The following is a 23199-nucleotide window of genomic DNA, read 5'->3' as shown; positions in this document are numbered from 1 at the left end:
CGTGATCGCGCCGAGGGTGTGCGATCCCGATTCCCTGAAAGAGTGAAGCCAATGATCACGGCCTGGCCCTCCGGCCGCCGCTGAGCATTCTCCGCCTGCGGCGGCCCTGCATGTCCCCGTTTTCTGCAGGTTTTCCTTCACTCTGAAAAGGCTTTCCCCATCATGGATCTGCGCATCCAGCGCTCTGTCGTGTCCCACCTCCGGAACCGTCCGCAGGTTGTCGAGATCGGCCCCTTCGTGGCCGGTCTCGACCCGGACACGACCAGTCCCTACCTCAACTACGCGTCACCGGTGCCGGGCGCGCCGATCACCGAGGCCGACGTCACGGCCCTGATCGGCGCGTTCCGGTCCGCCGGGCGCAAACCCCGATTCGAGTACGTGTGCAGCAGCGCCCCCGAGCTGGAGGAGCTGCTGCTCGCGGCCGGGTTCACCATCGAGGCCCGGCATCAGTACCTGATCTGCACTCCAGCATCGTTGACGGCGTGTCCCGTACCGGAAGGTCTGCGTCTCGTGGAACCCGGCACGGACCCGGACCGGGCCGCCATGGCCGCGGCCGTCGGCGAGGCCTTCGGCGAGGACTGGGCCACCGACGCCGACGTCGCCCGGATCCGCCGCGGCCAGGACCGCGGTGGGATCGCGCTGGCGGCGTTCACCGACGGCGGGGAGTGCGCGGGCGGTGGGCAGGCCGGCCCGCCGCAGGATCGGCTCAGCGAAGTGGGCGGCATCGGTGTCCGGGAGCCCTTCCGCAAACGTGGGCTGGCCGCGGCGATCACCGCCGAGGTGGTCCACCGGATGTTCGCCCGCGGCCTGGAGATCGCCTGGCTGGAAGCGGGCGGGGACGACTCGTGGCGGGTCTACGAGCGGGTCGGCTTCGTCCCGGCCGGTCATCGGCTCTACATCTCGCTCGGCTGATCCGGCGCTCGCAACCCTCCGTTGAGGAGCACCGGCGCGGGCCGGCCGCCTGCGCGGCCCGCGCCGGTCCTGCCTGACACTCTGGTGCACCGTGGTCGAGAAGTCCATGGTGGTCGATGCCGGGGCCGCCCGCCCCGGTTTTTGTCGGTGGGAGTCGCTAGGGTGCAGCCGTTCGATGGAGCCGAACCCTGGGGAGTGGCCGGTGAGCGAGATGCCGAGCGTGGAGACGTTCGTCGTTCCGGTGGGGTGGAAGCGGTTCGTGCTGCCCCGCCGGGCGTCGGCGCCCGCCTCGCCGAGCGTGAGAGCGACCGATGTCACAACCGCCGAGGCGCTGCTGGCCACGTTCGAGGGCGAGGCACGGGCGTCGGTGGCCAACCGGCTCACGCCGGAAGACATCGCCGCGGCCGGGCGTGCCTACCTGTCCGGTGATCCGTCCGCCCCACCGCTCGGCGCCGCGGCCGTCACCCGGGTGATCGCGAGCGTCCTCCAGTGGGACCGGCACGACGAGATGCTGGCGCTGCCGGGCCACTGGCGCTCCCGGCGGGGGCTGCCGTTCGCCGCGGCGGCCGTCGCCGAGCTGGCCGCGCTCTACCCCGGGGAGTCCACCACCGGCGCGGCGATCACCCGCGGCGTCCCCGACCGGGACGCCGTCGGCTACACCTCGTTCCTCGCCCAGCGGATGGCGTTCCGGTTGCGCCGGGCCGTCGTGGCCGCCCGCCCGGAGGAGTATGACCGGGTGATCGGCGCGCTCGCCGCGGTGCGCGGGCCGTCGCTCGCCCAGCGCGCGGTGATCTCGGTGATGGCGCCCGACGAGGCCGGCTGGGCGGCGGAGATCTGCGCCGAGGTGATGGCGCGGCCCCACCTCGAGATGATCAAGCAGATGCTGTTGACCGTCGTCGACCGGGAGGAGATCGCCACCCCGCTGGCCGGGCAGGTGAACCCCGGGGCGGCGCTGCGGCAGAGCGAGGTGATCCACACCTTCGTGGGCACGCTCGGCCCGGATGCCGCGCCCGCCCTGGCGCGGTGGTGCGACACGCCGCACCGGACCGATGCCCAGGGCCGGCAGAAACTGTTCGGCATGCTGGCCGTGATCGGCGGCGACCGGGCGTTCCAGGCCCTGCTCGACCGGCGCGACCAGCCGTACGCGCCGGCCGCCCTGGCCGACGCCGGCGCCCGCTATCCGGCCCGCGCCATGCGCCTGATGGCCGCCACCCCGGACGACGGCCGGCTGCTCGCCAACCATCTGGCCGGCAACCGGGGCCTCGCCGCCGAGGTCCGGCCGCTGCTCGCCGCCGAGGCCGCCGTCCGCCTGGACCGGGCGGAGGCCGCGCTGACCTTCGCCGAGACGGCGAAAGCCGCTCCCGGGGACGTCCCGGCGATCCTGCTCGACCCGCCCTGGCGATCGCCGGTGAAGCGCCACCCGATCGTCGTCGACGGGCTGACCGGCACCGCGGAGTCCCGGGTGGTCTGGGCCGCCGGCGAGCGGGAGAGCTGGGCCGACGGCTCCTGGGCGGCCCGCCACGGCGGCTCCTACGACTGGGACGCCGTCGCCGAGCGGATCGACGGCGGTGACCCGCCCGCCTGGGACACGGTCTTCTTCTTCCTCCAGGCCCCCGACGAGCTGGCCCGTCCCCGGGTGACCGCCTGGCGGCCGCGGTATTCGTACGATCTGGAGGACTGGGGCCCCGAGCTGCTGGCCCGGTTCGAGGCGGCGGCCGTCCCGGCGCTCGCCGACGCCGCCCGGCGGTTCCCGTTGGCCGGCGCCCCGGCGCTGGTCCCGGCCGCCGATCCCCAGGTGGCGCTGCTGATGGCGGGCTGGCACGCGCGGTCCCGGCCGATCCGGCGGGTGGCCGCCGCCTGGTTCGCCCGGCACGGCGCCTTCGCGGCCCGGGCCCTCGTCCCGGTCGCGGCCGGCCGGCCCGGCACGGCCCGCGGCGACGCCGAGGCCGCGCTGCGCCTGCTGCCGCGCGACGAGGTGCTCGCCGCCGCCGGGCGGCACGGCCCCGAGGCGGTCGCCGCGGTGGAGGAGATCCTCGCCGTCGACCCGCTGACCGTCCTGCCGAAGACCATGCCGGTGCTGCCGGACTGGGCGAACCCGGCGACGCTGCCGCCGATTCGGCTCACCGGCGACCGCGGTGAGCTGCCCCTCGACGCCGTCCGCAACCTGATCACCATGCTCGCCCTCTCCCGGCTCGACGGTGTCTACCCCGGCGTCGGCGTGGTGGTGGCCGAGTGCGAGCCGGCCGACCTGGCCGGGTTCGGGTGGGCGCTGTTCGAGGCCTGGCGGGCGGCCGGGCACCCGGCGAAACAGAACTGGGCCCTCGACGCGCTCGGGCCGCTCGGCGACGACGAGACCGTCCGGCGGCTGGCCCCGGTCATCCGGGCCTGGCCCGGCGAGGGCGGGCACGCCCGCGCCGTCACCGGCCTCGACGTGCTCGCCGCCATCGGCACCGACGTGGCCCTCATGTACCTCGACGGCATCGCGCGGAAGGTCCCGTTCCGCGGGCTCAAGGAGCGGGCCGGGGAGAAGATCGCCGAACTGGCGGCGGAACGCGGTCTCACCCCCGACGAGCTGGCCGACCGGCTCGTGCCCGACCTCGGGCTGGACGCCGACGGCGGCATGGTCCTCGACTACGGGCGCCGCACCTTCACCGTGGGGTTCGACGAGCAGCTGAGACCGTTCGTGACCGACGCGACCGGCCGCCGCCTCAAGGCCCTGCCCAAGCCGGGCGCCCAGGACGACGCGGCGCCGGCCGCGGAGGCGTATGAACGGTTCGCCGCCCTGAAAAAGGACGTCCGGGCGATCGCCGCCGACCAGGTCCGCCGGCTGGAGGAGGCGATGACCGCCCAGCGCCGGTGGACCGGCGCCGGATTCCGGCAGTTCTTCGCCGGCCACCCGCTGCTCCGCCACCTGGTCCGCCGCCTGGTCTGGGTGCGGTTCGACGCCGTCGGCGCCCCGGCCGGCGGCGTGCGCCTGGCCGAGGACCGCAGCCTCGCCGACGTCACCGACGACACGGTGACCCTCGGCGACGACGAGGCGATCGGCATCGCCCACCCCGTCCACCTCGGCGCCGGCCTGGCCGCCTGGGCCGGGGTGTTCGCCGACTACGAGATCCTCCAGCCGTTCCCCCAGCTGGCCCGGGGGACCGAGCCGCTCACCTCGGCGCGGGCCGCGGCCCTCACCGGCGTGACCGTGCCCAGCACCCGGCTGCTCGGGCTGGAACGCCGTGGCTGGCGGCGCGGCGCCCCACAGGACGCCGGGGTGCAGGGCTGGTTCCAGCGTGACGTGCCCGGCGGCCGGCACCTGGTGCTGGAGATCTCCCCCGGCATCGCGGTCGGTGCCGTCGACGTCCTCGGCGACCAGACCGTCACCGCCGTCTTCCTGGCCCCGGCGTCCGGCTACCACCGGCACCGCGACGACCAGGACGACCGGCTCTCCGAACTCGACCCCATCACCGCGGCCGAGGCGCTGCGCGACCTGACCGAGGTGCTCTCATGACCCTGTCCGTCACCATCCCCACCGACGCCATGCAGCGCCCGCCCGCCGAGGTCCGGTATGCGGACGAGCTGGCCCGCCTGCGCGCCGCCGACGACGCGCCCACCCCGCCCGGCTGGGCGCTCAGCCTGCGCGCCGCCCGCGCGTTCGTCGTCGGTGACGACGCGCTGGGCGTCACCCGCAAGTTCGTCGGCGACCCGTCGCTGATCGACCGGGCGCTGGTCAGCCTCGCCACCAACCGGGGGCTGCTGCTGGTCGGCGAGCCGGGCACCGCGAAATCGCTGCTGTCCGAGCTGCTGGCGGCCGCGGTGAGCGGAGACTCGACGCTCACCATCCAGGGCGGCGCGGCCACCACCGAAGACCAGATCAAGTACTCGTGGAACTACGCGCTGCTCGTCTCCGAGGGGCCGAGCGAGCGGTCGCTGGTGCCGGCGCCGCTGCTACGGGGGATGGCCGAGGGCCGGACCGTCCGGTTCGAGGAGATCACCCGGTGCCCGCTCGAAGTGCAGGACTGCCTGCTCTCGCCGCTGTCCGACCGGGTCCTCGCGGTGCCCGAGCTGCCCGGCGGCGCCGGCATGGTGTTCGCCAAGGAAGGCTTCAACATCATCGCCACGGCCAACACCCGGGACCGTGGAGTCAACGACATGAGCTCGGCGCTGAAGCGGCGGTTCAACTTCGAGACGGTCTTCCCGATCGCCGACTTCGACACCGAGCTGGCGCTCGTCGAAGCCGAGGCGGGCGTGCTGCTGCGGCGCTCCGGGGTGACCGTCGCGCCCCGCCGGGACGTGCTGGAGGTCCTGGTCACGGCGTTCCGCGAGTTGCGTACCGGGCGGACCGCGCGGGGCGACGAGATGGACCGGCTGTCCGGCGTGATGAGCACCGCCGAGGCGGTCGCGGTGGCACACGCCGTCGGGCTGCGCGGCTGGTTCCTGCGCGGCGCCGCCGGCACCGGCGCCGACCTGGCCTCCTGCCTCGCCGGCACGGCCGCCAAGGACAACCCGGAAGACCTCGCCAAGCTGCGCCGCTACCTGGAACAGCACACCGGCTGGCGGACCGGCGCTCAGTGGCGGGAGCTGCGCGACGCCCGGCGGGAACTCCCCGGCGGATGAGCCTCACCGTCATCGGGGTCCGGCACCACAGCCCCGCCTGCGCCCGCCTGGTCGGCGCCACCATCGCCGCACTGCGACCGGCCCACGTGCTGATCGAGGGGCCGGCCGACATGAACCAGCGGATCGGTGAGCTGCTGCTCGGCCACGAGCTACCGATCGCGATCTTCACCAGCTACGCCGACGAGCGCCGCCGGCACGGGTCGTGGGCGCCGTTCTGCGAGTACTCGCCGGAGTGGGAGGCGCTGCGGGCCGCCCGCGCGTGCGGGGCCGAGACCCGGTTCATCGACCTGCCGGCCTGGCACGAGGCGTTCGCCGACCGGGACAACCGGTACGCCGACGCCGAACTGCGGTACGCCGAGGCGGTCGGGCGGCTGTGCGAGTCCTTCGGCGTGGACAACAGCGACGCGCTGTGGGACCACGTGGTCGAGATGGGGCCCGGCGAGGGCCTCACCGAACGGCTGACCGCCTACTTCGACGTGATCCGGGGCGATGCCGAGGCGGGGCCCTCGGACACCGCCCGGGAGGCGTACATGGCCCGCTGGATCCGGGCGGCGCTCGCCGACGCCGGGGACCGGCCGGTCGTCGCGGTGGTCGGCGGCTTCCACCGGCCCGCGCTGCTGCGCCTCGCCTCCGCCTCCGCCTCTGCCGATGCTGGCTGGCCGGAGATCCCGCAACCGCCGGACGGGGCCACCGCGCGCAGCTACCTGGTGCCCTACTCGTTCCGGCGGCTCGACGCGTTCGGCGGCTACCAGTCCGGCATGCCCTCGCCGGAGTACTACCAGCGGCTCTGGGAGGGCGGCCCGGAACAGGCCGCCCGCCACCTGGTGACCGCCGTCGCCGAGCGGCTCCGCAAACGCGGCCAGGCGGTCTCCACGGCTGACCTGATCGCCGCGCGGGCCGGGGCCGAGGCGCTCGCCCGGCTGCGCGGCCACTCCTGCCCGGCCCGGGTGGACGTGCTCGACGGCCTCGCCGCCGCCCTGGTCAGCGAAGCCCTCGACGTGCCGCTGCCGTGGGCCGTGCGGGGCACGGTCACGGCCGGGCAGCACCCGGCCGTGATCGAGATGACCGCCGCCCTCAGCGGCGACCGGCACGGCCGCCTGCACCCGGACACACCCTTGCCGCCGCTCGTGCACGCCGCCACCGCCGAACTGGAGCGGCACGGCCTCGACCGGGCCGGCGAGCACGACATCGACCTGTTCGACCCGCGCGGGCTCGAGATCAGCCGGGTGCTGCACCGGATCCGGGTGCTCGCGGTGCCCGGCTTCCGGCGGGTCACCGGCCCGGCCACCGGCATCGACCCGGTCCTCGCCGAACGCTGGTCGGTGCGCGACCACGAGCAGCGGCTGACCGCCCTCATCGAGGCCGGCGGGTACGGCCCCACCCTGGAGACCGCGGCCGCCGCCCGGATCGCGGAGAGCATCGACCAGGCCACCGGTGATCTCGGCGCGCTCGCCGACACCCTCTTCGACGCGGCCCTCTGCGGTGTCACCGACCTCGGCGAGGACGTGCCCGAGCGGCTGCGCCAGGGCGTCGCGGCCGGCAGCGACCTGCCCGTCCTGGGCCGGGTGCTCGCCGTGACGCTGGCGCTGTGGCGGCACGACCGGCTCCTCGGCACCGCCGGCAGCGAGGCGCTCGCCGTGGTGGTGGCGGCCGCGGCCCGCCGCATCCTGTGGCTGGCCGAGGGCTGGCACGCCGCCGGCGCCCCGGCCGACCGCGGGCGGATCGCGGCGGTCGCGGCGGTCCGGGACGCGGTGCTGCACGCCGCGGCGGTGGGCGTGGACCGGGTCGCCGCCGTGGAGGTCGCCGCACGGGTGGCCGCCGACCGGGCCGCGCCACCCGACCTGCGCGGCGCCTTCTACGGGCTCGGGCACGTCCTCGCCGAGTCCTTCCTGGAGGATCCGGCGCAGGCGGTCCGCGGCGCGTTCGCGGCCGGGACCGCCGGCGACTGGCTGGCCGGGCTGTTCGGCGTGGCCCGCGAGCCGGTGCTCGCCCCCGGCGGCATCCTCGGCCTGCTCGACGAGCTCGTCACCGGGTTCGGCGCGGAGGACTTCCTGGTGGCGCTCCCGGCGCTGCGGCAGGCCTTCGAATACTTCCCGCCCCGCGAACGGGAGACCATCGGCGAACGGCTGATGACCCACCGCGGCGTCGACGGCTACGCCCGGGACCTGCTGCGCACCACCGTGCCGGCCGAGATCGTGGCGGCCGGCCTCGCCCTGGACGAGACCGTCGAGCGGCGCCTGGCCCAGGCCGGGCTGATCAGTACGGGGGAGACCCGATGACCGACATCGGCCTGGAACGCTGGCGGCTCATCCTCGGCGAGCCGGCCGGAAGCTGCCTGGGCGGCCTCTCCGGCGACGCGGCCGCCCAGGACGCGGCACTCGACTGGCTGTACGGCCGCGACGAACAGCTCGACCAGCGCGACATCCGCCGTCAGGGCGGCACCGGACCGTCACAGCTCACCACCGTCGACTGGCTGGACGACATCACCCGGCTCTTCCCGAAGGAGACGGTCGAGCGGTTGCAGCGCGACGCCGTCGAACGGTACGAGATCGACGACATCGTCACCGACCCCGCCGTGCTCCAGCGCATCGAACCCAACCCCTCCCTGCTGCGAGCCGTCCTGCGGACCAAGCACCTGATGAACCCGGAGGTGCTGCGGCTGGCCCGGCGCATCGTCGAAGCCGTCGTCCGGGACCTGATGGAACGGCTCGCCACCGAGGTGCGGCAGAGCTTCTCCGGCGCCCGGTCCCGGCGGTCCAGCCGGTTCAAGCAGGCCCGGGACTTCGACGCCCGGCGCACCATCCGTGCCAACCTCGGCAACTACCGGCCGGAGGAGCAGCGGGTGTATGTGGAGACGCCGTACTTCATGTCGCGCACCCGGCGGCAGCTCTCCCAGTGGCAGGTGATCCTGCTGGTCGACCAGTCCGGGTCGATGCTGTCCTCGGTGATCCACTCGGCGGTCACGGCGGCCTGCCTGTGGGGGCTGCCCGGCGTGCGTACCCATCTGATCGCCTTCGACACCGCGGTGGTGGACCTGACGTCGGACGTCAGCGACCCGGTCGAGCTGCTGATGAAGTCGCAGCTCGGCGGCGGCACCGACATCGCCCGCGCGGTCCGGTACGCGGCCCAGCTGGTCGAACAGCCGCGCCGGACGATCGTCGCGGTGATCAGTGACTTCTTCGAGGGCGGATCGGAGGCCGACCTGGTGCGCGGCGTACGGGGACTGGTCGAACAGGGAAGCATCGTGCTCGGTCTGGCGGCCCTGGACGAGCAGGCGGATCCGGCGTACGACCGGGTGTGCGCGCAGAAGCTCGCCAACGTCGGCGCCTGGGTGGGCGCCATGACACCGGGCGAACTGGCCGCCTTCATCGCCGAGCGGGTGGGCCGATGAGCGAGCTCATGGGCGGATCGGTGAGCCTGCCGGTGCGGGCCGACCTGCGGGCGCTCGACGCCGACGCGCTGGCCGCCCTCGCCAACCGCGGCCTGGTGAAACGGGCCGCCCGCGAAGCCGACCGGGAACCACCCGCGCTGTCGTCCGGGGACGGCGCCACCGTCGTCGCCGAGTTCGCCGACGGGGTCCGCGCCGAACTCCCGGAGGGCGGCCTGGAACAGGGCCGCTGCACGTGCGGGGCGACCGGGGCCTGCCGGCACCTGCTCGGGCTGATCTTCGCCTACCAGGCCGCGCTGCCGGAGACCCCGCCGTCGGAGGACGAGCCGCCCGCCGAGGCGCCGGCCTGGTCACCGGGTGGGTTCACCGACGAGGACCTGGCCACCCGGATCGGGAGCCGGCTGGTCGAGACCGCCCGCCGCACCCACCGCAGCGGATACACCGCCCGGATCCGGCGCGGCGCCGCCCCGGTGGCCGAGCTGCCCGCCGCGACCGTGCGGTTCCTGGTGCCCGGCGACCTGGGCTATGTGCACACCGACGCCCGCGCCGGCGTCCGCGACGACGTCATCGCCCTCGCCGTCTGGGCCTTCCGGGCGGCCGACGAGCAGCACCCCGGCGCCGACGAGTGCTCCGTCGACGTCGGCGGGGCGCCGGGCGCCGCCGTCACCGGCTCCGGGCTCGAGACGGTGATCGAGTTCGCCGCCGAGGTGCTGCGGTCCGGGGCCGTGCACGCCGGTCCCGGCCTCGTCGCGGCCGCCGCCGGGCATCTGGCCGCCCTCGACCGGGCCGGGCTGCGGTGGCCCCTCGACGCCACCGCGGAACTCGCCGACCAGCTCACCGCGTACCGGGACCGCAGCGCCCGGTACGCCCCCGAACGGCTCGCCGACCTGATCGCGGAACTCTTCGCCCGGCATCGCGCGGTCACCGCCGACGGCGGCGCCGGGCACCGGGCCCGGGTGCTCGGCTCCGAGGAGGCGGCCGAGACACCACTGCGCCGGGTCCGGCTCGACGGTCTCGGCGCCCGGGTCACCGCGGTCGACGGCCAGCGGCGGGTGGAGATCTTCCACGGGCAGGCGGCCAGCGGTGTCGTCCTGGTGTCACATCGGCAGTGGGAGACCGACGAGGACGGTCCCGCCCTCGGCCGCCGGCGGATCGCCGGAGCCACCGTCGACGCCATCGCCTCCGGGGTGCTGGTCACCGAGTCCGCGATCCGGAGCGCCAGCCGTACGGTGCGGCTCAGCGCCGGCCGGATCGCCAAGTCCACGGTCACCGTGTCCCACGGCGCCTGGGAAGGGCTGCCACCGGGGCTGCTCGCGTACGACTACGCGAAACTCGCCGCCGAACTGGACGCCATGCCACCACGCCCGGTCCGCGCCCGGGTCCGCGCCGAACTGGTCCGGGTGCTGGCGATCGCCGAGGTGGGCGAAAGCTGGTATGCGCCCGGCGCCCAGCGGCTCAGCGTCGAGATCCGGGACGGCTCCGGCGTCACGGCCACGGTCGAGGCCACCCACGCGGCGGTCGCTCCCGGCCGTCTCGACGCGGTCGCGGCGGCACTCGACGGGTGCCGCGGGCGACCACGATTCGTGGCCGGAAGTGTGCACCGCAGCGGCGGGCGGGTGGTGATCGATCCGTACGCGATCGCCGCCGACGGCCCGCCGGTCGTCCCCGACCTGGCCATGCCACCCACCGGCCAGGGGCTCGGCAACGCCGACGGAACCGCCGACGTGGGCGATCCGCTGGCCGAGGCGGTGACGGCGGCCCGCGACGTGCTCGCCGAAGCGGCGCACAGCGGACTCGCCCACCTGCCGGGCGCACACACCGACCGTCTGCGGTCGGCGCGGGCGGCGCTCGCCCGGGTCGGCCTGCACCGGGTGGCGTCGTCACTCGACGAGGTGGTGGCCCGTCTCGGCCCCGACCCAGGCGCCGAGGCCACCCGGGCGTGGGTCGACGCCTACCTACGCGTCAGCCTGGCCGCCGACCTCCGCTGACCGGCCGCGCCGGCGGTGCGGCCGGCTCGCGCCCCGCGCGTCAGCTTGGTGGCCGGTTTCGTTGGTCGTCGCGCTGCTGGTGTGCTGCGCGTGCCGGGCCCACCAAACCGCGCGATCTTGAACGCGTTGCCACCGGATGTGGTGGTGATTCGTTCACGGTCGCCGTGTGGGTATGCGGGGGTGGTGTGCTGCGCGTTCCGGGCCCACTGAACCGTGCGATCTTGGACGCGTTGCCACCGGGTGCGGTGGTGATTCGTTCAAGGTCGCCGTGTGGGTATGCGGGGGTTGGTGTGCTGGGTGTCCCGGGCCCACTGAACCGTGCGATCTTGGGCGCGTTGCCACCGGGTGCGGTGGTGATTCGTCCAAGGTCGCCGTGAGTGGGTGGTGTGGCGTGCTGGTTGTCTCGCGCTTGCCGGGCGGGCGGGATCTTGGACGGGTTGCCACCGGATGCGGTGGTGAATCGTCCAAGGTCGCCGGATGGCGAGCGCTCGTGGTGCCACCGCCGCGATCCTGATCGCGAAGCGGTCGGGTCGAGCTCTGCTGACCGTCGCGCTGGCGGTGCCGCCAGCCCACTGACGGTCGGACTTGATGCCGCCGACTCCGCTGAAGGCCGCCCTGAGGTGCCGCCGACCACCGTTGAGGGGCTCGCTCGGCCTTCGCGGCGAGCGCCGTCACGGTGCGGCCGGGTGGTGGGAGCGTGACGGTGTGGTCGGGCGGTGGCGGGCGTGATGGTGCGGCCCGGCCGGGGTGGTGGCGTGACGGTGCGGCCCGGCCGGGGTGGCGGTGTGACGGTGCGGCCCGGCGGGGGTGGCGGTGTGACGGTGCGGCCCGGCGGGGGTGGTGTGCGTGACGGTGCGGCCCGGCGGTGGGTGGAGGTGTCGACGGGCGGTCAGCCGTTGCGGACGGCGGTTTCCACGCCGGTCTCGTGTGGGCCCAGGAAGACCGGGTCGCGGGCGGTGAGGACGTCGGCGGCAGCCTTGACGGCGGCGCCGTATTCGCGGACCTCGCCCCGCAGCCACAGGTCCTTGTAGGCGCGGGCCGTGTCGTCGCCCACCCCGGTGGCGTCGATGCCCTGCTCGCGGCAGAGGGCGACGGCCCGGGGAAGATGGAAGTTCTGGGTGACGACGATCGCCTGCTCGACGCCGAAGATCTTGCGAGCCCGGACGCACGAGTCGTAGGTGTCGAAGCCCGCGTGGTCGAGCACCACCCGGTCGGCGGGGACACCGCGGGCGACCAGCCACGCCTGCATGGCGCCCGGTTCGTCGTAGGTCCACTCGCCGTGGTCGCCGGAGACCAGGATCGCCTTGATCTTGCCGGCTTCCAGGAGCTGCCGGGCGATCTCCAGGCGGGCGGCCAGGAACGCCGACGGCTGGCCGTTCGGGTCGACCTGGGCGCCGAGGACCAGCGCGACGGGTGCGGCGGGAACCGACGCGGCGTCGTAGATGTGGCCGTCGGCCGCGGAGCGTACCCATGTGGTGCATCCGAAGGCGACGGTGACCGCGAGAATCGCGCTCAGCGTGCCCGCCACCAGCAGGCGGCGCAGCCGTCGGCCCTGAAGAAGAGCGCGGAGCGACGGGAGACGCCGCTCGCCGTCGGACGGAAACCAGCTGCGGAACAGGGAACGCTTCGGCACGGGACCGAGGATGGCAAATCCGGTCAACCCATACCCATCGCGGGGTGAGAGCCGGGAGAGACGACCGACTGAGGGTCGCGGGGAGGAGCGCAGTTGAGGGCGGCGGGGGAGAGAGCGAGTGACGGCGGCGGTGGAGGAGAGCGGGTGGGGGCGGCGGTGGAGGAGAGCGGGTGGGGGCGGCGGGGGAGGAGAGCAGGTGGGGGCGGCGGGGGAGCAGAGCGGGTGGGAGCGGCACGACGTGGAGGCAGTGGGTGAGAGCAGCGGGAAAGGAGCGCGGGTGGGAGCAGCGGGGAAGGAGCGCGGGTGAGGGTGGCCGGAGAGGAGAGGGCGTGAGGGTGGCGGGGAGCGGGATGTCGTCGATGGCAGCATGGGGGTCATGATCGATATCGCCGTTGAGGGGGATCCGCTGGTCCGGTGGGCGCTGCACGCGCCCGGGGCCCGTGTCTGGCGGCGGCCGGGTGCGGTCGTGGTGGCGTGTCCCGATCTGTCGCACTGGGACCGGCTGGTGATGAACGGCGCGCCGGGCGCGGTGGCGGCCCTGCTGCCCGAGGTGCTGGCGGAGACCGGGGAGACGTTCCGGCCGTTCGGCACGGAGGAGCTGGTCACCGAGGTGGTGACGCGGGTGCCGGGGCTGGCGGTGAGCGCCACGTTCGCCTGGATGGAGACCACCGCGCCGGTGGGCCGGGCGACCGGTGCGGCCGCCTGGCTCGGTGACGAGGACCGGGCCGAGGTGGCCGCACTGATCGACGAGGCCTACCCGGAGTCGTACGCCCGTCCGGGTGGTTCCGGCGTCCGGCGGTGGGCGGGCATCCGCGACACCGACGGAACGCTGCTCACGGTCGCCGCCGAGGCGTGGTCGACGGCGGAGATCGGGTTCATGTCCGGGGTGGCGACCCGTCCGTCGGCCCGGGGCCGCGGGCTCGGGGCGGCGATCTGCGCGTTCGTCGCCGACGAGTTGCTGCCCGGCCGGGAGCGGGTCGCGCTCCTGGTCGATTACTGGAACACCGCGGCGCTGGCCACCTACCTGGGGCTCGGCTTCACGACCCGCCGGGTGGCCGCGGCACGGCGAACTCAGGCCGTACGGGTGGCGGTGTAGAGCAGATACTCCCAGTCCAGCGCGCCGCCGCCCTGGTCGAAGCGGGCGCACAGGGCGGCCAGGTCGGCGTCCAGGGCGGCGACGCGGTCCGGGTCGCCGGCGATGGTGCGGTAGACGGCGATGGTGGGGCCGTAGACGCTCTTGAAGTAGTCGCGGAACTCCTCCGGCGTGCCGAAGTGGGTGACCCGCAGGTTGCGGCGTTCCACGGTCACCCCGGAGACGCCGTCGCCGAACAGGGCTTCCAGGTGGGCCGGGTCGCCCCAGCGGGGTGGGGGCTGGGCGCCGGGCGGCGGCGGGGCGGCGTACGGCTTCATGGTGGCGAACATCTGCCCGATGAAGCCCTCCGGCGTCCAGTTGATCAGGCCGATGGTGCCGCCGGGACGGCAGACGCGGAGCAGTTCGGCGGCGGCGGTCTCGTGGAACGGGGCGAACATGACGCCGATGCACGAGATGACCGTGTCGAACGAGGCGGTGTCGAAGGGCAGGGCCTCGGCGTCGGCCTCGATCCAGTTGAGTTTGGTGTCGAGGGCGGCGGCGTGGCGTTCGCCGGCCGCCAGCAGCTCCGGGGTGAGATCGCTGGCGGTGACGGTGGCCCCGGTGCGGGCGGCCGGGATCGCGGCGTTGCCGGTGCCCGCGCCGACGTCGAGGACGGTCTGTCCGGAACCGATGCCCGCGGCGGCCACGAGGACCGGCCCGAGTGGGGAGACGATGTCGGCGGCCAGCGCCGGGTAGTCGCCGGAGGCCCACATGGCGCGATGCTTCTGTTTCACGGTTGGATTCGTCATGTCACTGACGGTAGGCGTCCCGGAAGCGGCCGGCCGGGTACACGATGCGTACCCGACTGTCCGCTTCCGGACGGATGGACGGACGTCCCGCGGCTCAGGAGATGCGGAACTTGGCGGACTGCAACGCCGAGGGCCGCGAGTTCGGTCCCACCAGCAGTTCGAAGTCGCCGGCCTCGACGATCCGCCGGCCGTCCGCGGAGACGAGCGTGCAGTCCGCGGCGGGCACCTCCAGGGCGACCGTGACGCTCTCCCCGGGCTCGACGGTCACCTGCCGGTACGCCTTCAGCTCCCGGCTGGCCCAGGTGACGCTGGTGACGAGGTCGCTGACGTACACCTGGACGGTCTCCAGCGCCGGCCGGGTCCCGGTGTTGGTGAGCCGCACGGTGGCCCGGACCACCCCGTCGGCGGCGACGTCCGGCTCCTCGACGCTGAGCCCGTCGTAGACCACGGTGGTGTAGCTGAGCCCCTCCCCGAAGGCGAACAGCGGGTCCTGGGTGAGGTCGGCGTACCGGGTGCCGTGCTGGCCGCGCAGCTGGTTGTAGTAGATCGGCTGCTGGCCGGCGTGCCGGGCCGCCGAGATCGGCATCCGCCCGCTCGGCTCGATCAGCCCGAGCAGCAGCTCGGCGATGGCCTGGCCGCCCCGCATGCCGGGGTTGAAGGCCTGTACGACGGCGGCCGCCTCGAGCGCCGACGGCGGCAGCGCGAGCGGCTTGCCGTCGATCAGCACGACGATCATCGGGGTGCCGGTGGCCGCGACCGCGTCGAGCAGCGCGATCTGCCCGCCCTGGAGTTCCAGGGTGGCGGTGGACTTGTGCTCGCCGTTGAGGTTGACGGTGTCACCGACGACGACGATCGCGTAGTCGGCGGCGGCCGCGACCCGCTGGGCACGTTCGAGGTCCTCGATGTGGGCGGGCACGGCCTCCGAGATCGGCGGCCGGGGCTGCCCGTCGGGGAACGTCTCGCCTTCGGGATCGGGCACGAGGCGCTCGATCTTCACGGCCGGGTCGAAGTCCAGTTCCCAACCGCCGGGCAGCAGTGAGCGGAGCCCGTCGAGGACCGTCGTGGTCAGTGCGCGGGGGTGGCCGCCGGGCATCCAGTCGACCTGTCCGGAGTCGCCGGCCCAGTCGCCGAGCTGCGCGGACACGTCGTCGGCGTTGGGCCCGAGCAGCGCGATGCGCTTCGATGGAGCGGACGGCAGGGGGAGTACGCCGTCGTTGCGCAGCAGCACCAGCGACCGGCGGGCCACCTCGAGGTTGAGCGTGGTGTGCGCGGAGCAGCCGATCACCTCCCGCTGCCGGGCGGCGTCCGGGGTACGCGGGTTCTCGAACAGGCCCAGTTCGAACTTCAGGCGCAGGATCCGCCGTACCGCCGCATCGATGTCGTCCTCGTGCAGAAGGCCGCGCCGGATCGCCTCCTGGGCGCCTTCGAAGAAGGCCGGGGTGGTCATGATGACGTCGTTGCCGGCTTTGACGGCGGACGCCGCCGCCTCGGCGTAGTCGGCGCAGACCTTCTGCTCCCAGACCATCCGGCCGACGTTGTCCCAGTCGGTGACGAGCGTGCCGGTGAAGCCCCACTCGCCTTTGAGCACGTCGTTGAGCAGCCACTTGTTGGCGGTGATCGGCACGCCGTCCATCGACTGGTAGCCGAGCATGAAGACCCGGCAGCCCTCGGCCGCGGCCCGCTCGAACGGCGGCAGGAACCAGGAGCGCAGTTTGCGCCGGCTGATGTCGGCCTCGCTGGCGTCCCGGCCGCCCTGGGTCTCGGAGTAGCCGGCGAAGTGCTTGGCGGTGGCCAGGATGGCGGTCGGGTCGGTGAGGCCCTCGCCCTGGTAGCCGCGGATCATGGCGGCGCCCAGCTCGCCGATCAGGTACGGGTCCTCGCCGAACGTCTCGTCGACCCGGCCCCAGCGCAGGTCGCGGGCGATGCAGAGGACCGGCGAGAAGGTCCAGTGCACGCCGGTGGCGGAGGCCTCCACGGCGGTGGCCCGGCCGACCTTCTCGACGAGATCCGGGTCCCAGGTGGCGGCCATCCCGAGCTGGGTGGGGAAGACCGTGGCGCCGGGCCAGAAGCCGTGGCCGTGGATGCAGTCCTCGGCGGTGATCAGCGGGATCCGCAGGCGGGTACGCGCGACCAGTTCGGCCGCCTCGACCAGCTTGGCCGGGGAGGTGTGCAGGATCGACCCGGCGAGCTTCTCCAGAACGATCTCGGACAGGTTCTGCCGGGCGTCGAGTTGCAGCATCTGGCCGATCTTCTCGGGCAGCGTCATCCGGCCCAGCAGATCCTCCACGCGCTCCGCAACTCCGAGCGTGGAGTCCTGATATGGCATGGGCATGGCGTCGCTCCCAAGGGGTGTACCGAACACGAACGGTTCGGAGTCTTCCAGTCCGGAACCGGTTCCGGCACCCCGCCACGGTTCCGGAACTTCATCGTTCCGCCGATCCGAGGGGGAGGCGAATTCGCCGCGATGCCGGTATGGTCCATACCGCACCGCACTCAGTGGAGTCTATTGATCACGCAAGGTGATCCAAGGGGGATCATGGGTTCGGCTGACCGGGTCCTGCGGCGGACCGCCGAGGCGATCGAGCACATCACCGGAATCTGCTTCAAGACCGGCCCGCCCCGGCAGGTCGGCGCCGAGTTGGAGTGGACCACACACCGCGCCGCCGACCCGTCCGCGTACCTGCGGGCCGGCGACCTGGTCGGGGCACTGGGCGAGCACGCGCCCGTCACCCTCGGCAACCCGAACCCCGTGCCGCTGCCCTGCGGTGGCGCCGTCACCGTCGAACCGGGCGGCCAGGTCGAGATCTCCTCGGCCCCGGCCGGATCCCTGGCCGAGTTGCACGCCGCGGTCACCGCCGACCGCGAGGTCCTCACCGCCCTGCTGGCCGACGCCGGGATCGTGCTGGGGGAGCGGGGCCTCGACCCGTACGGGCGGCGCCGCCGGCTCCTCGACGCCCCGCGGTACGCCGCCATGGAGAGGGCCTTCGACGGCTCCGGCCGCACCATGATGACCGCCACCGCCGGCCTCCAGATCTGCCTCGACGCCGGCGAGGAGCACCGGATCCGGCCCCGGTGGGCGGCCCTGCACGAGATGGGCCCGGCCCTGCTGGCCCTGTTCGCCAACTCCCCGGGCGACGGCTGGGTGTCCCGGCGGATGGCCTCCTGGTACGGGATCGACCCCCGCCGTTCCGGCCCGGTCCCGGCCTCCGCGGACCCGGCGCGAGCCTGGGCGGAGTACGCGGTCCACGCCCCGCTGCTGTGCGTGCCCCGGCCGTACGGGGACTGGGACGTCCCACCCGGGGTGACCTTCGCCGACTGGATCGAGGCGGGCGGCGACGCCGGCCGGATCGGCCGTGCACCCACGCCGGCCGACCTCGAGTACCACCTCGGCACCCTGTTCCCGCCGGTCCGGCCCCGTGGCTACCTCGAGGTCCGCTACCTGGACACCCAGCCCGGCGAGGAGTGGATCGTCCCGGCCGCGGTGCTGGTCACCCTGCTCGGCTCCGACACGCTCACCGACCGGGCCCGCGAACTGGCCGCCGCCGGGGCCGGCCGCTGGCATGCCGCCGCGCGGCTCGGCCTGGCCGACGGCCCGGTCCGCCGGTCCGCCGCCGACCTGGCCGCCCTGGCCTGCGGCCACCTGGACCGGAGCGGGCTGCCGGCCGCCGTCCGGGACCGGGTCGCCGAGGCCGTCCAGCGCCGGTTGCACCGCCACCGAGAGGGGATCACCGCATGACCGACCGCACCGAGCGGCACCCGGCCGCGGCAGACGACGGACCTGGCCGGCGAGGGCCGGGAGGGCATGCGAAGGAGGGCGCCGCATGAGCCGGGACCTGCGGCTGGCCATCGCCGCCGAACTGGAGCGCACCCGGGCACGGACCACGCTGCTCACCGACGCGGTCGACGAGGACGACCTGATCCGCCAGCACTCGCCGCTGATGTCCCCGCTGGTGTGGGATCTCGCGCACGTCGGCAACCAGGAGGAACTCTGGCTGGTCCGGGACGTGGGCGGCCGGGACCCGGTGCGCCACGACATCGACGAGCTCTACGACGCCTTCAAGCACGCCCGCCGGGACCGGCCGGATCTGCCGCTGCTGAAGCCGGCGGAGGCGCGGGCGTACACGGCGACGGTCCGCGACAAGGTCCTGGACGTGCTCGACCGGGTGCGGTTCGACCCGGCGCGGCGGCTGGTCGACGGCGGGTTCGCGTTCGGCATGATCGTCCAGCACGAGCAGCAGCACGACGAGACCATGCTGGCCACCCATCAACTGCGGGCCGGAGCGCCGGTGCTGTCCGCCCCACCGCCGCCGTCCGGCCACGAAATGAACGGAGAAATCCTGATAACGGGCGGAAAGTTCGTCATGGGTACGGACACCGAACCTTGGGCCCTGGACAACGAACGCCCGGCCCACACCGTCGACGTCCCGGCGTTCCGGATCGACGCCGCCCCCACGACCAACGAGCAGTACGCCGCCTTCATCGACGCCGGTGGCTACGACGATCCGCGCTGGTGGAGCGAACGCGGCTGGGCCCACCGGATCAAGGCCGGACTGGAACACCCGCTGCACTGGCTGCGCGACCCGGGCGGCTGGCACTACCGGCGGTTCGGGCGCGTCGAGCCGGTGCACCCCCGGGAGCCGGTCGTCCACGTCTGCTGGTTCGAGGCCGAGGCCTACGCCGCGTGGGCCGGTAAACGCCTGCCCACCGAGGCCGAGTGGGAGAAGGCGGCCCGCTGGGACCCGGCGACCGGCCGCTCCCGCCGCTACCCGTGGGGCGACGACCCGCCCGAGGCCCGGCACGCCAACCTGGGGCAGCGGCACCTCGCCCCGGCCCCGGTCGGCGCCTACCCGGACGGCGCCTCCCCGGCCGGCGTGCACCAGCTGATCGGTGACGTCTGGGAGTGGGTGTCCAGCGGTTTCGAGCCCTACCCGGGGTTCACCGCCTTCCCGTACCGGGAGTATTCGGAGGTCTTCTTCGGCGGTGACTACAAGGTGCTGCGCGGCGGTTCGTTCGGCACCGACGCGGCCGCCTGCCGGGGCACCTTCCGTAACTGGGACCACCCGATCCGGCGGCAGATCTTCTCCGGCTTCCGCTGTGCCCGAGCCGCCTGATGTGCCGTCACCTGGGATACCTCGGCCCACCCGTACCGTTGTCGAGTTTCCTGCTGGACCCGCCGCACGCGCTGGTGACGCAGGCGTGGGCGCCGCGCGACATGCGCGGCGGCGGCACCATCAACGCCGACGGTTTCGGGGTCGGCTGGTGGCCGCCGGGCGCCGCCGAGCCGGTGCGGTACCGCAGCGCCATGCCGATCTGGACCGACGCCGCCCTGCCGTCGCTGGCGGCCGCCACCCGGTCCGGGGCGATCCTCGCGGCGGTCCGCTCGGCCACCGTGGGCCTGCCGGTCGTGGAGACCGCGGCGGCGCCGTTCACCGACGGGCGCTGGCTGTTCAGTCACAACGGCGTGGTCCGGGGCTGGCCGTCCACGCTCGCCGGACCGGCCGGTGAGCTGCCGGTCGAGGACCTGCTCACGATGGACGCGCCGACCGACTCGGCCACCCTCTGGGCGCTGCTGCGGGCCCGGCTGCGCGCCGGTGAGCCCGCGCCCAAGGCGGTCGCCGCGCTGGTCGCCGAGGTGGTCGCGGCGGCCCCCGGTTCCCGGCTGAACCTGCTGCTCACCGACGGCGCCCGGCTGATCGCGACGGCACACGGCCACGCCCTGTCGGTGCATCCCGGCCGCGGCTCGATGCTGATCGGCTCGGAACCCCTGGACGCCTCCCCGGCCTGGCAGCCCGTCCCGGACGGCCACCTGGTGGTCGCCACCGCCACCGCGCTGGAGATGACACCGATTTTCTGAGGAGAACCATGCTCACGCTGATCGACGACCGGGATCTGGCCCGAACACTCCGCGCCGACGTGCTCACCGGCCTGACCGGGACCCCGAAGTGGCTGCCGCCCCGATGGTTCTACGACGCCCGCGGCAGTGAGCTCTTCGAGGAGATCACCCGGCTGCCGGAGTACTACCCGACCCGCGCCGAACGGGCCATCCTGGCCGGGCACGCCCCCGCGATCGCCCGGATCACCGAGGCCAAATGCCTGGTGGAGCTGGGTTCCGGCTCGTCCGAGAAGACCCGTCTGCTGCTCGACGCGATGCTGCGGCGCGGCACGCTCAACTCGTTCGTGCCGCTGGACGTGTCGGCGAGCGCGCTCACCGCGGCCGTCGACACGCTGGCCGGCGCCTACCCGGGGCTGACCGTGACCGGGGTGGTCGGCGACTTCGCCCGGCATCTGGCGTACCTCCCGGACGGCGACAACCGGGTGGTCGCCTTCCTCGGCGGCACCATCGGCAACCTGACGCCGCCGGAGCGGGCCGCCTTCCTGACCGCGCTGCGCGGCGCGCTGCACCAGGGCGAGTGGCTGCTGCTCGGGGCCGACCTGGTCAAGGATCCGGCCGTCCTGGTGCCCGCCTACGACGACGCGGCCGGGGTGACCGCCGCGTTCAACCGCAACGTGTTGCGGGTGATCAACCGGGAGCTGGGGGCCGACTTCGACCCGGCGGCGTTCGAGCACGTCGCCCTCTGGGACGCCGCCCACGAGTGGATCGAGATGCGGCTCCGGTCGGCGCGCGACCAGGTGGTGCGCATCCCGGAACTGGATCTCACCGTGCCGTTCGCGGCCGGGGAGGAGATGCGCACCGAGATCTCCGCCAAGTTCCGCCGGGACGGCCTCGCCGCGGAGCTGGCCGCCGCCGGTTTCACGCTGCGGCACTGGTGGACCGATCCGGACGGCCGGTTCGGCGTGACGCTGGCCCAAGCGGGGTAGTTGACGCTTCGTGCTTTCCTGGCACCGAGGAGGTGCCACATGACGTCCGAACCGCACCTTCTGCTGGTGGAGGCGGTGCTGCGGACATCCCGGGAGCACGCCGACTGGTGGGCCGAGGGCGGACCGCGCCCACAGCTGCCGCGCGCCTGGCAGCAGCTGTGGCGCGACGCCGTGGTCCGTCAGATGGATTTCACCGGCGAACCCGAGGTGTCCGCCCGCCGGGCCGTCCAGGAGATGCTCGACCAGCTCACCCGCCTCGACCGGGAGGCCGGGTGGTTCCGCGCCGATCCGGCACTGCGACGGCGCGCGATCAGCGAGACCCTGCTCTTCGGCACGCGCCTCGGCCCGGACGTCCCGAGCCGTCCCGCGCAGGTCGCCTGGCTGCGCCGCCGCGGCCTGCGCCCGGTCGACTACGCCCGGGTCTCCGCGATCGCCGCCGCCCAGGACGATTGGCTAGCCGCCTGGAACACCTGGGCGAAAGCACTTCAGAACCCCTGATCCGGTACGGGCATCGCCGCCCCGACCGCGACGTCCCCGTCCCGCCGAGCCCCGCGATCGCCTGCCCGGTCCGGCCTGTGCCGCGCCCACCGGGCTGAGCTCGGTGGGCGCGGCGGGCCCGGCTACGGCCAGGACGCCTCGATGGTGTCGAGGGTGTTCTTCGTGCTCGCACCCTTGATCCAGTTCGTCATGCCCACCCAGAAGGTGCCCGCGCCGACACTGCCGGGCATCATGTCCGAGCCGTCGAAGCGCGCCACCGTCTTCTCGTCCTGCAGGATCTCCGCCGACAGGTGGTCCACCGGGTTGCTGTAGACCTTCATGTCGACGTTCTTGTTCGCCGACACCCATCCACCCAGCGAGGCCCGGCTGGTGGCGAATGCGCCGCTGGACATGAACGCCTGCACGGCCTGCACTTCCGGCCGGTCCGTGAACGCGGCCAGGAACTCGCCCGCCACCAGCGCCGGTTTGCCCTTCGCCGGGTCGATCGCCGGGAAGTAGAAGGCGTACACGTCGCCGTCCTCGGCCACCTGGGTGCCCCGCGGCCACTGCCCGGCGTAGAACGACGCCTGGCGGTGCATGGCGCACCTACCCGACAGCACGGGCAGGCCGGCGGCCTGGAACGACGTGGTGGCGATGCTCTTGACCCCACCGATTCCGGCGTTGACGTACCGCGGGTTCTTCAAGATCGATCCGACCTTGTCGGTGACCGCGACGATCTGCGGGTCGTTGAACGGGATCTCGTGGTCGACCCAGCTGTCGTAGGTCTCGGGTCCGGCCACCCGCAGGGCGACGTCCTCCATCCAGTCCGTCGCGGGCCAGCCGGTGGCGTCGCCGGACTCGATGCCGGCACACCACGGCTTCTCCCCGTCCGCGGCGATCCGGTCGCTGAGCGCGATCAGCTCGTCCCAGCTCTGCGGCACCTGATAGCCCTTCTTGGCGAAGGTCTTCGGCGAGTACCACACCAGCGACTTGACGCTGGCACTCAACGGCGCGGCGTAGAACGTGCCGTCCACCGAGCCGTAGCTCAGCCAGTCCTTGTTCCAGCCCTTCTCGCCGTTGGCCTCGACCTCGGCCGAGGCGGGCTTGACCGCGCCCTGGGCGATCAGATCCCGCAGAAGGCCCGGCTGGGCGAAGACGGCGAGGTCGGGAGTCTCGCCGTCCGCCACGTTCTTGCGGATGGTGTTCTCGAAGGCGGCATCACCCTTGTACCGCACTTCGATGCCGGTGCAGTCACCGAAATGACGCAACGCCTGCTGGAGCAGGTTGGCCTCGAGGTCACGACCCGAGCCGGTCATCGTCACCGTGGTGCCCTCGTGCCCCTGATATCGCCGGTAAGGGGCGCACTCCTCCGCCTCGGCCAGGTTGTCGTAACCCAGCATGGCGGCGTTGCCGCACGCGGTCGTGCCCAGGCCCAACAGGATCGCGACGCCGGCCGCGACCCCCCGGCGCCGGTACGAGTTCGTCATCTTCATCCC

The 23199-nt window shown here is 73.8% G+C and carries 16 protein-coding genes; 12 read left to right on the top strand and 4 right to left on the bottom strand.

Annotated features, from left to right (window positions below):
- Window positions 1-162 precede the first annotated feature (162 nt).
- The 6 genes from J5X75_RS26140 (at window position 163) to J5X75_RS26115 (ending at window position 10893) form a co-directional block, all read left to right on the top strand.
- Window positions 163-912 carry a GNAT family N-acetyltransferase gene (locus J5X75_RS26140; protein ID WP_208470151.1) on the top strand — a complete coding sequence of 250 codons (750 nt, stop codon included), beginning with the start codon at window positions 163-165 and terminating at the stop codon, window positions 910-912.
- A 211-nt stretch (window positions 913-1123) separates the two neighbouring features.
- The gene (locus J5X75_RS26135) at window positions 1124-4411 is read left to right on the top strand and encodes a DUF4132 domain-containing protein (RefSeq protein WP_238489362.1); all 3288 of its coding nucleotides are present in this window, start codon (window positions 1124-1126) and stop codon (window positions 4409-4411) included.
- Window positions 4408-5517: an ATP-binding protein gene (locus tag J5X75_RS26130; protein ID WP_238489319.1), complete on the top strand. Its 1110-nt coding sequence runs from the start codon at window positions 4408-4410 to the stop codon at window positions 5515-5517. The genes J5X75_RS26135 and J5X75_RS26130 overlap by 4 nt, the downstream gene beginning before the upstream one ends.
- Complete coding sequence (locus J5X75_RS26125) at window positions 5514-7796, top strand: DUF5682 family protein (RefSeq protein WP_208470149.1); 2283 nt, start codon at window positions 5514-5516, stop codon at window positions 7794-7796. Before J5X75_RS26130 ends, J5X75_RS26125 begins: the two co-directional genes overlap by 4 nt.
- Entirely contained in the window at window positions 7793-8908 is a 1116-nt protein-coding gene (locus tag J5X75_RS26120; protein ID WP_208470148.1) for a VWA domain-containing protein, read from the top strand. The genes J5X75_RS26125 and J5X75_RS26120 overlap by 4 nt, the downstream gene beginning before the upstream one ends.
- Complete coding sequence (locus J5X75_RS26115; RefSeq protein ID WP_238489317.1) at window positions 8905-10893, top strand: YehQ family protein; 1989 nt, start codon at window positions 8905-8907, stop codon at window positions 10891-10893. The genes J5X75_RS26120 and J5X75_RS26115 overlap by 4 nt, the downstream gene beginning before the upstream one ends.
- A gap of 889 nt (window positions 10894-11782) precedes the next feature.
- On the opposite strand, the gene J5X75_RS26110 is transcribed toward J5X75_RS26115, so the two are convergent.
- Window positions 11783-12526, bottom strand: a complete 744-nt coding sequence (locus J5X75_RS26110; protein ID WP_372450963.1) for a SanA/YdcF family protein — start codon at window positions 12524-12526, stop codon at window positions 11783-11785.
- 376 nt (window positions 12527-12902) lie between these two features.
- On the opposite strand from J5X75_RS26110, the gene J5X75_RS26100 reads away from it, so the two are divergent.
- Window positions 12903-13622: a GNAT family N-acetyltransferase gene (locus J5X75_RS26100; protein ID WP_208470147.1), complete on the top strand. Its 720-nt coding sequence runs from the start codon at window positions 12903-12905 to the stop codon at window positions 13620-13622.
- On the opposite strand, the gene J5X75_RS26095 is transcribed toward J5X75_RS26100, so the two are convergent.
- Both J5X75_RS26095 and J5X75_RS26090 read right to left on the bottom strand, forming a co-directional pair.
- A complete protein-coding gene (locus J5X75_RS26095) occupies window positions 13598-14407 on the bottom strand; it encodes a class I SAM-dependent methyltransferase (RefSeq protein ID WP_208470146.1) in 810 nt (269 codons plus the stop codon). The two genes, J5X75_RS26100 and J5X75_RS26095, sit on opposite strands and share 25 nt — an antisense overlap.
- A 94-nt stretch (window positions 14408-14501) precedes the next feature.
- On the bottom strand, window positions 14502-16739 hold the full coding sequence (locus J5X75_RS26090; protein ID WP_208470145.1) for an exo-beta-d-1,3/1,6-glucosidase: 2238 nt from the start codon (window positions 16737-16739) through the stop codon (window positions 14502-14504).
- 204 nt (window positions 16740-16943) lie between these two features.
- Between J5X75_RS26090 and egtA the strand changes: the two genes are divergently transcribed.
- The 5 genes from egtA (at window position 16944) to J5X75_RS26065 (ending at window position 21724) form a co-directional block, all read left to right on the top strand.
- Window positions 16944-18143, top strand: a complete 1200-nt coding sequence (gene egtA / locus J5X75_RS26085) for an ergothioneine biosynthesis glutamate--cysteine ligase EgtA (RefSeq protein ID WP_208470144.1) — start codon at window positions 16944-16946, stop codon at window positions 18141-18143.
- Between the two features lie 85 nt (window positions 18144-18228).
- Complete coding sequence (gene egtB / locus J5X75_RS26080) at window positions 18229-19518, top strand: ergothioneine biosynthesis protein EgtB (RefSeq protein WP_208470143.1); 1290 nt, start codon at window positions 18229-18231, stop codon at window positions 19516-19518.
- Window positions 19518-20261: an ergothioneine biosynthesis protein EgtC gene (gene egtC / locus J5X75_RS26075; protein ID WP_208470142.1), complete on the top strand. Its 744-nt coding sequence runs from the start codon at window positions 19518-19520 to the stop codon at window positions 20259-20261. Before egtB ends, egtC begins: the two co-directional genes overlap by 1 nt.
- An 8-nt stretch (window positions 20262-20269) precedes the next feature.
- Window positions 20270-21226, top strand: a complete 957-nt coding sequence (gene egtD, locus J5X75_RS26070) for an L-histidine N(alpha)-methyltransferase (protein ID WP_208470141.1) — start codon at window positions 20270-20272, stop codon at window positions 21224-21226.
- A 39-nt stretch (window positions 21227-21265) separates the two neighbouring features.
- Entirely contained in the window at window positions 21266-21724 is a 459-nt protein-coding gene (locus J5X75_RS26065; protein WP_208470140.1) for a hypothetical protein, read from the top strand.
- A gap of 122 nt (window positions 21725-21846) precedes the next feature.
- Here the strand turns inward: J5X75_RS26065 and J5X75_RS26060 are convergent, their stop codons facing one another.
- Window positions 21847-23190 (bottom strand): ABC transporter substrate-binding protein, encoded by a 1344-nt coding sequence (locus J5X75_RS26060; protein ID WP_208470139.1) that lies wholly within the window; start codon window positions 23188-23190, stop codon window positions 21847-21849.
- Between the last annotated feature and the right edge of the window lie 9 nt (window positions 23191-23199).

It is taken from the genome of Actinoplanes flavus, assembly GCF_017592555.1.
GTDB lineage: Bacteria > Actinomycetota > Actinomycetes > Mycobacteriales > Micromonosporaceae > Actinoplanes > Actinoplanes flavus.
This window is presented reverse-complemented; position numbering and strand designations above follow the sequence as displayed.

What these genes read in the sequence shown, in the direction of transcription:
- J5X75_RS26140 (WP_208470151.1), top strand. Translation starts at nt 163, where the DNA reads ATGGATCTGCGCATCCAGCGCTCTGTCGTGTCCCACCTCCGGAACCGT.
- J5X75_RS26135 (WP_238489362.1), top strand. Translation starts at nt 1,124, where the DNA reads ATGCCGAGCGTGGAGACGTTCGTCGTTCCGGTGGGGTGGAAGCGGTTC.
- J5X75_RS26130 (WP_238489319.1), top strand. Translation starts at nt 4,408, where the DNA reads ATGACCCTGTCCGTCACCATCCCCACCGACGCCATGCAGCGCCCGCCC.
- J5X75_RS26125 (WP_208470149.1), top strand. Translation starts at nt 5,514, where the DNA reads ATGAGCCTCACCGTCATCGGGGTCCGGCACCACAGCCCCGCCTGCGCC.
- J5X75_RS26120 (WP_208470148.1), top strand. Translation starts at nt 7,793, where the DNA reads ATGACCGACATCGGCCTGGAACGCTGGCGGCTCATCCTCGGCGAGCCG.
- J5X75_RS26115 (WP_238489317.1), top strand. Translation starts at nt 8,905, where the DNA reads ATGAGCGAGCTCATGGGCGGATCGGTGAGCCTGCCGGTGCGGGCCGAC.
- J5X75_RS26100 (WP_208470147.1), top strand. Translation starts at nt 12,903, where the DNA reads ATGATCGATATCGCCGTTGAGGGGGATCCGCTGGTCCGGTGGGCGCTG.
- J5X75_RS26095 (WP_208470146.1), bottom strand. Translation starts at nt 14,407, where the DNA reads ATGACGAATCCAACCGTGAAACAGAAGCATCGCGCCATGTGGGCCTCC.
- J5X75_RS26090 (WP_208470145.1), bottom strand. Translation starts at nt 16,739, where the DNA reads ATGCCCATGCCATATCAGGACTCCACGCTCGGAGTTGCGGAGCGCGTG.
- egtA (WP_208470144.1), top strand. Translation starts at nt 16,944, where the DNA reads ATGGGTTCGGCTGACCGGGTCCTGCGGCGGACCGCCGAGGCGATCGAG.
- egtB (WP_208470143.1), top strand. Translation starts at nt 18,229, where the DNA reads ATGAGCCGGGACCTGCGGCTGGCCATCGCCGCCGAACTGGAGCGCACC.
- egtC (WP_208470142.1), top strand. Translation starts at nt 19,518, where the DNA reads ATGTGCCGTCACCTGGGATACCTCGGCCCACCCGTACCGTTGTCGAGT.
- egtD (WP_208470141.1), top strand. Translation starts at nt 20,270, where the DNA reads ATGCTCACGCTGATCGACGACCGGGATCTGGCCCGAACACTCCGCGCC.
- J5X75_RS26065 (WP_208470140.1), top strand. Translation starts at nt 21,266, where the DNA reads ATGACGTCCGAACCGCACCTTCTGCTGGTGGAGGCGGTGCTGCGGACA.
- J5X75_RS26060 (WP_208470139.1), bottom strand. Translation starts at nt 23,190, where the DNA reads ATGACGAACTCGTACCGGCGCCGGGGGGTCGCGGCCGGCGTCGCGATC.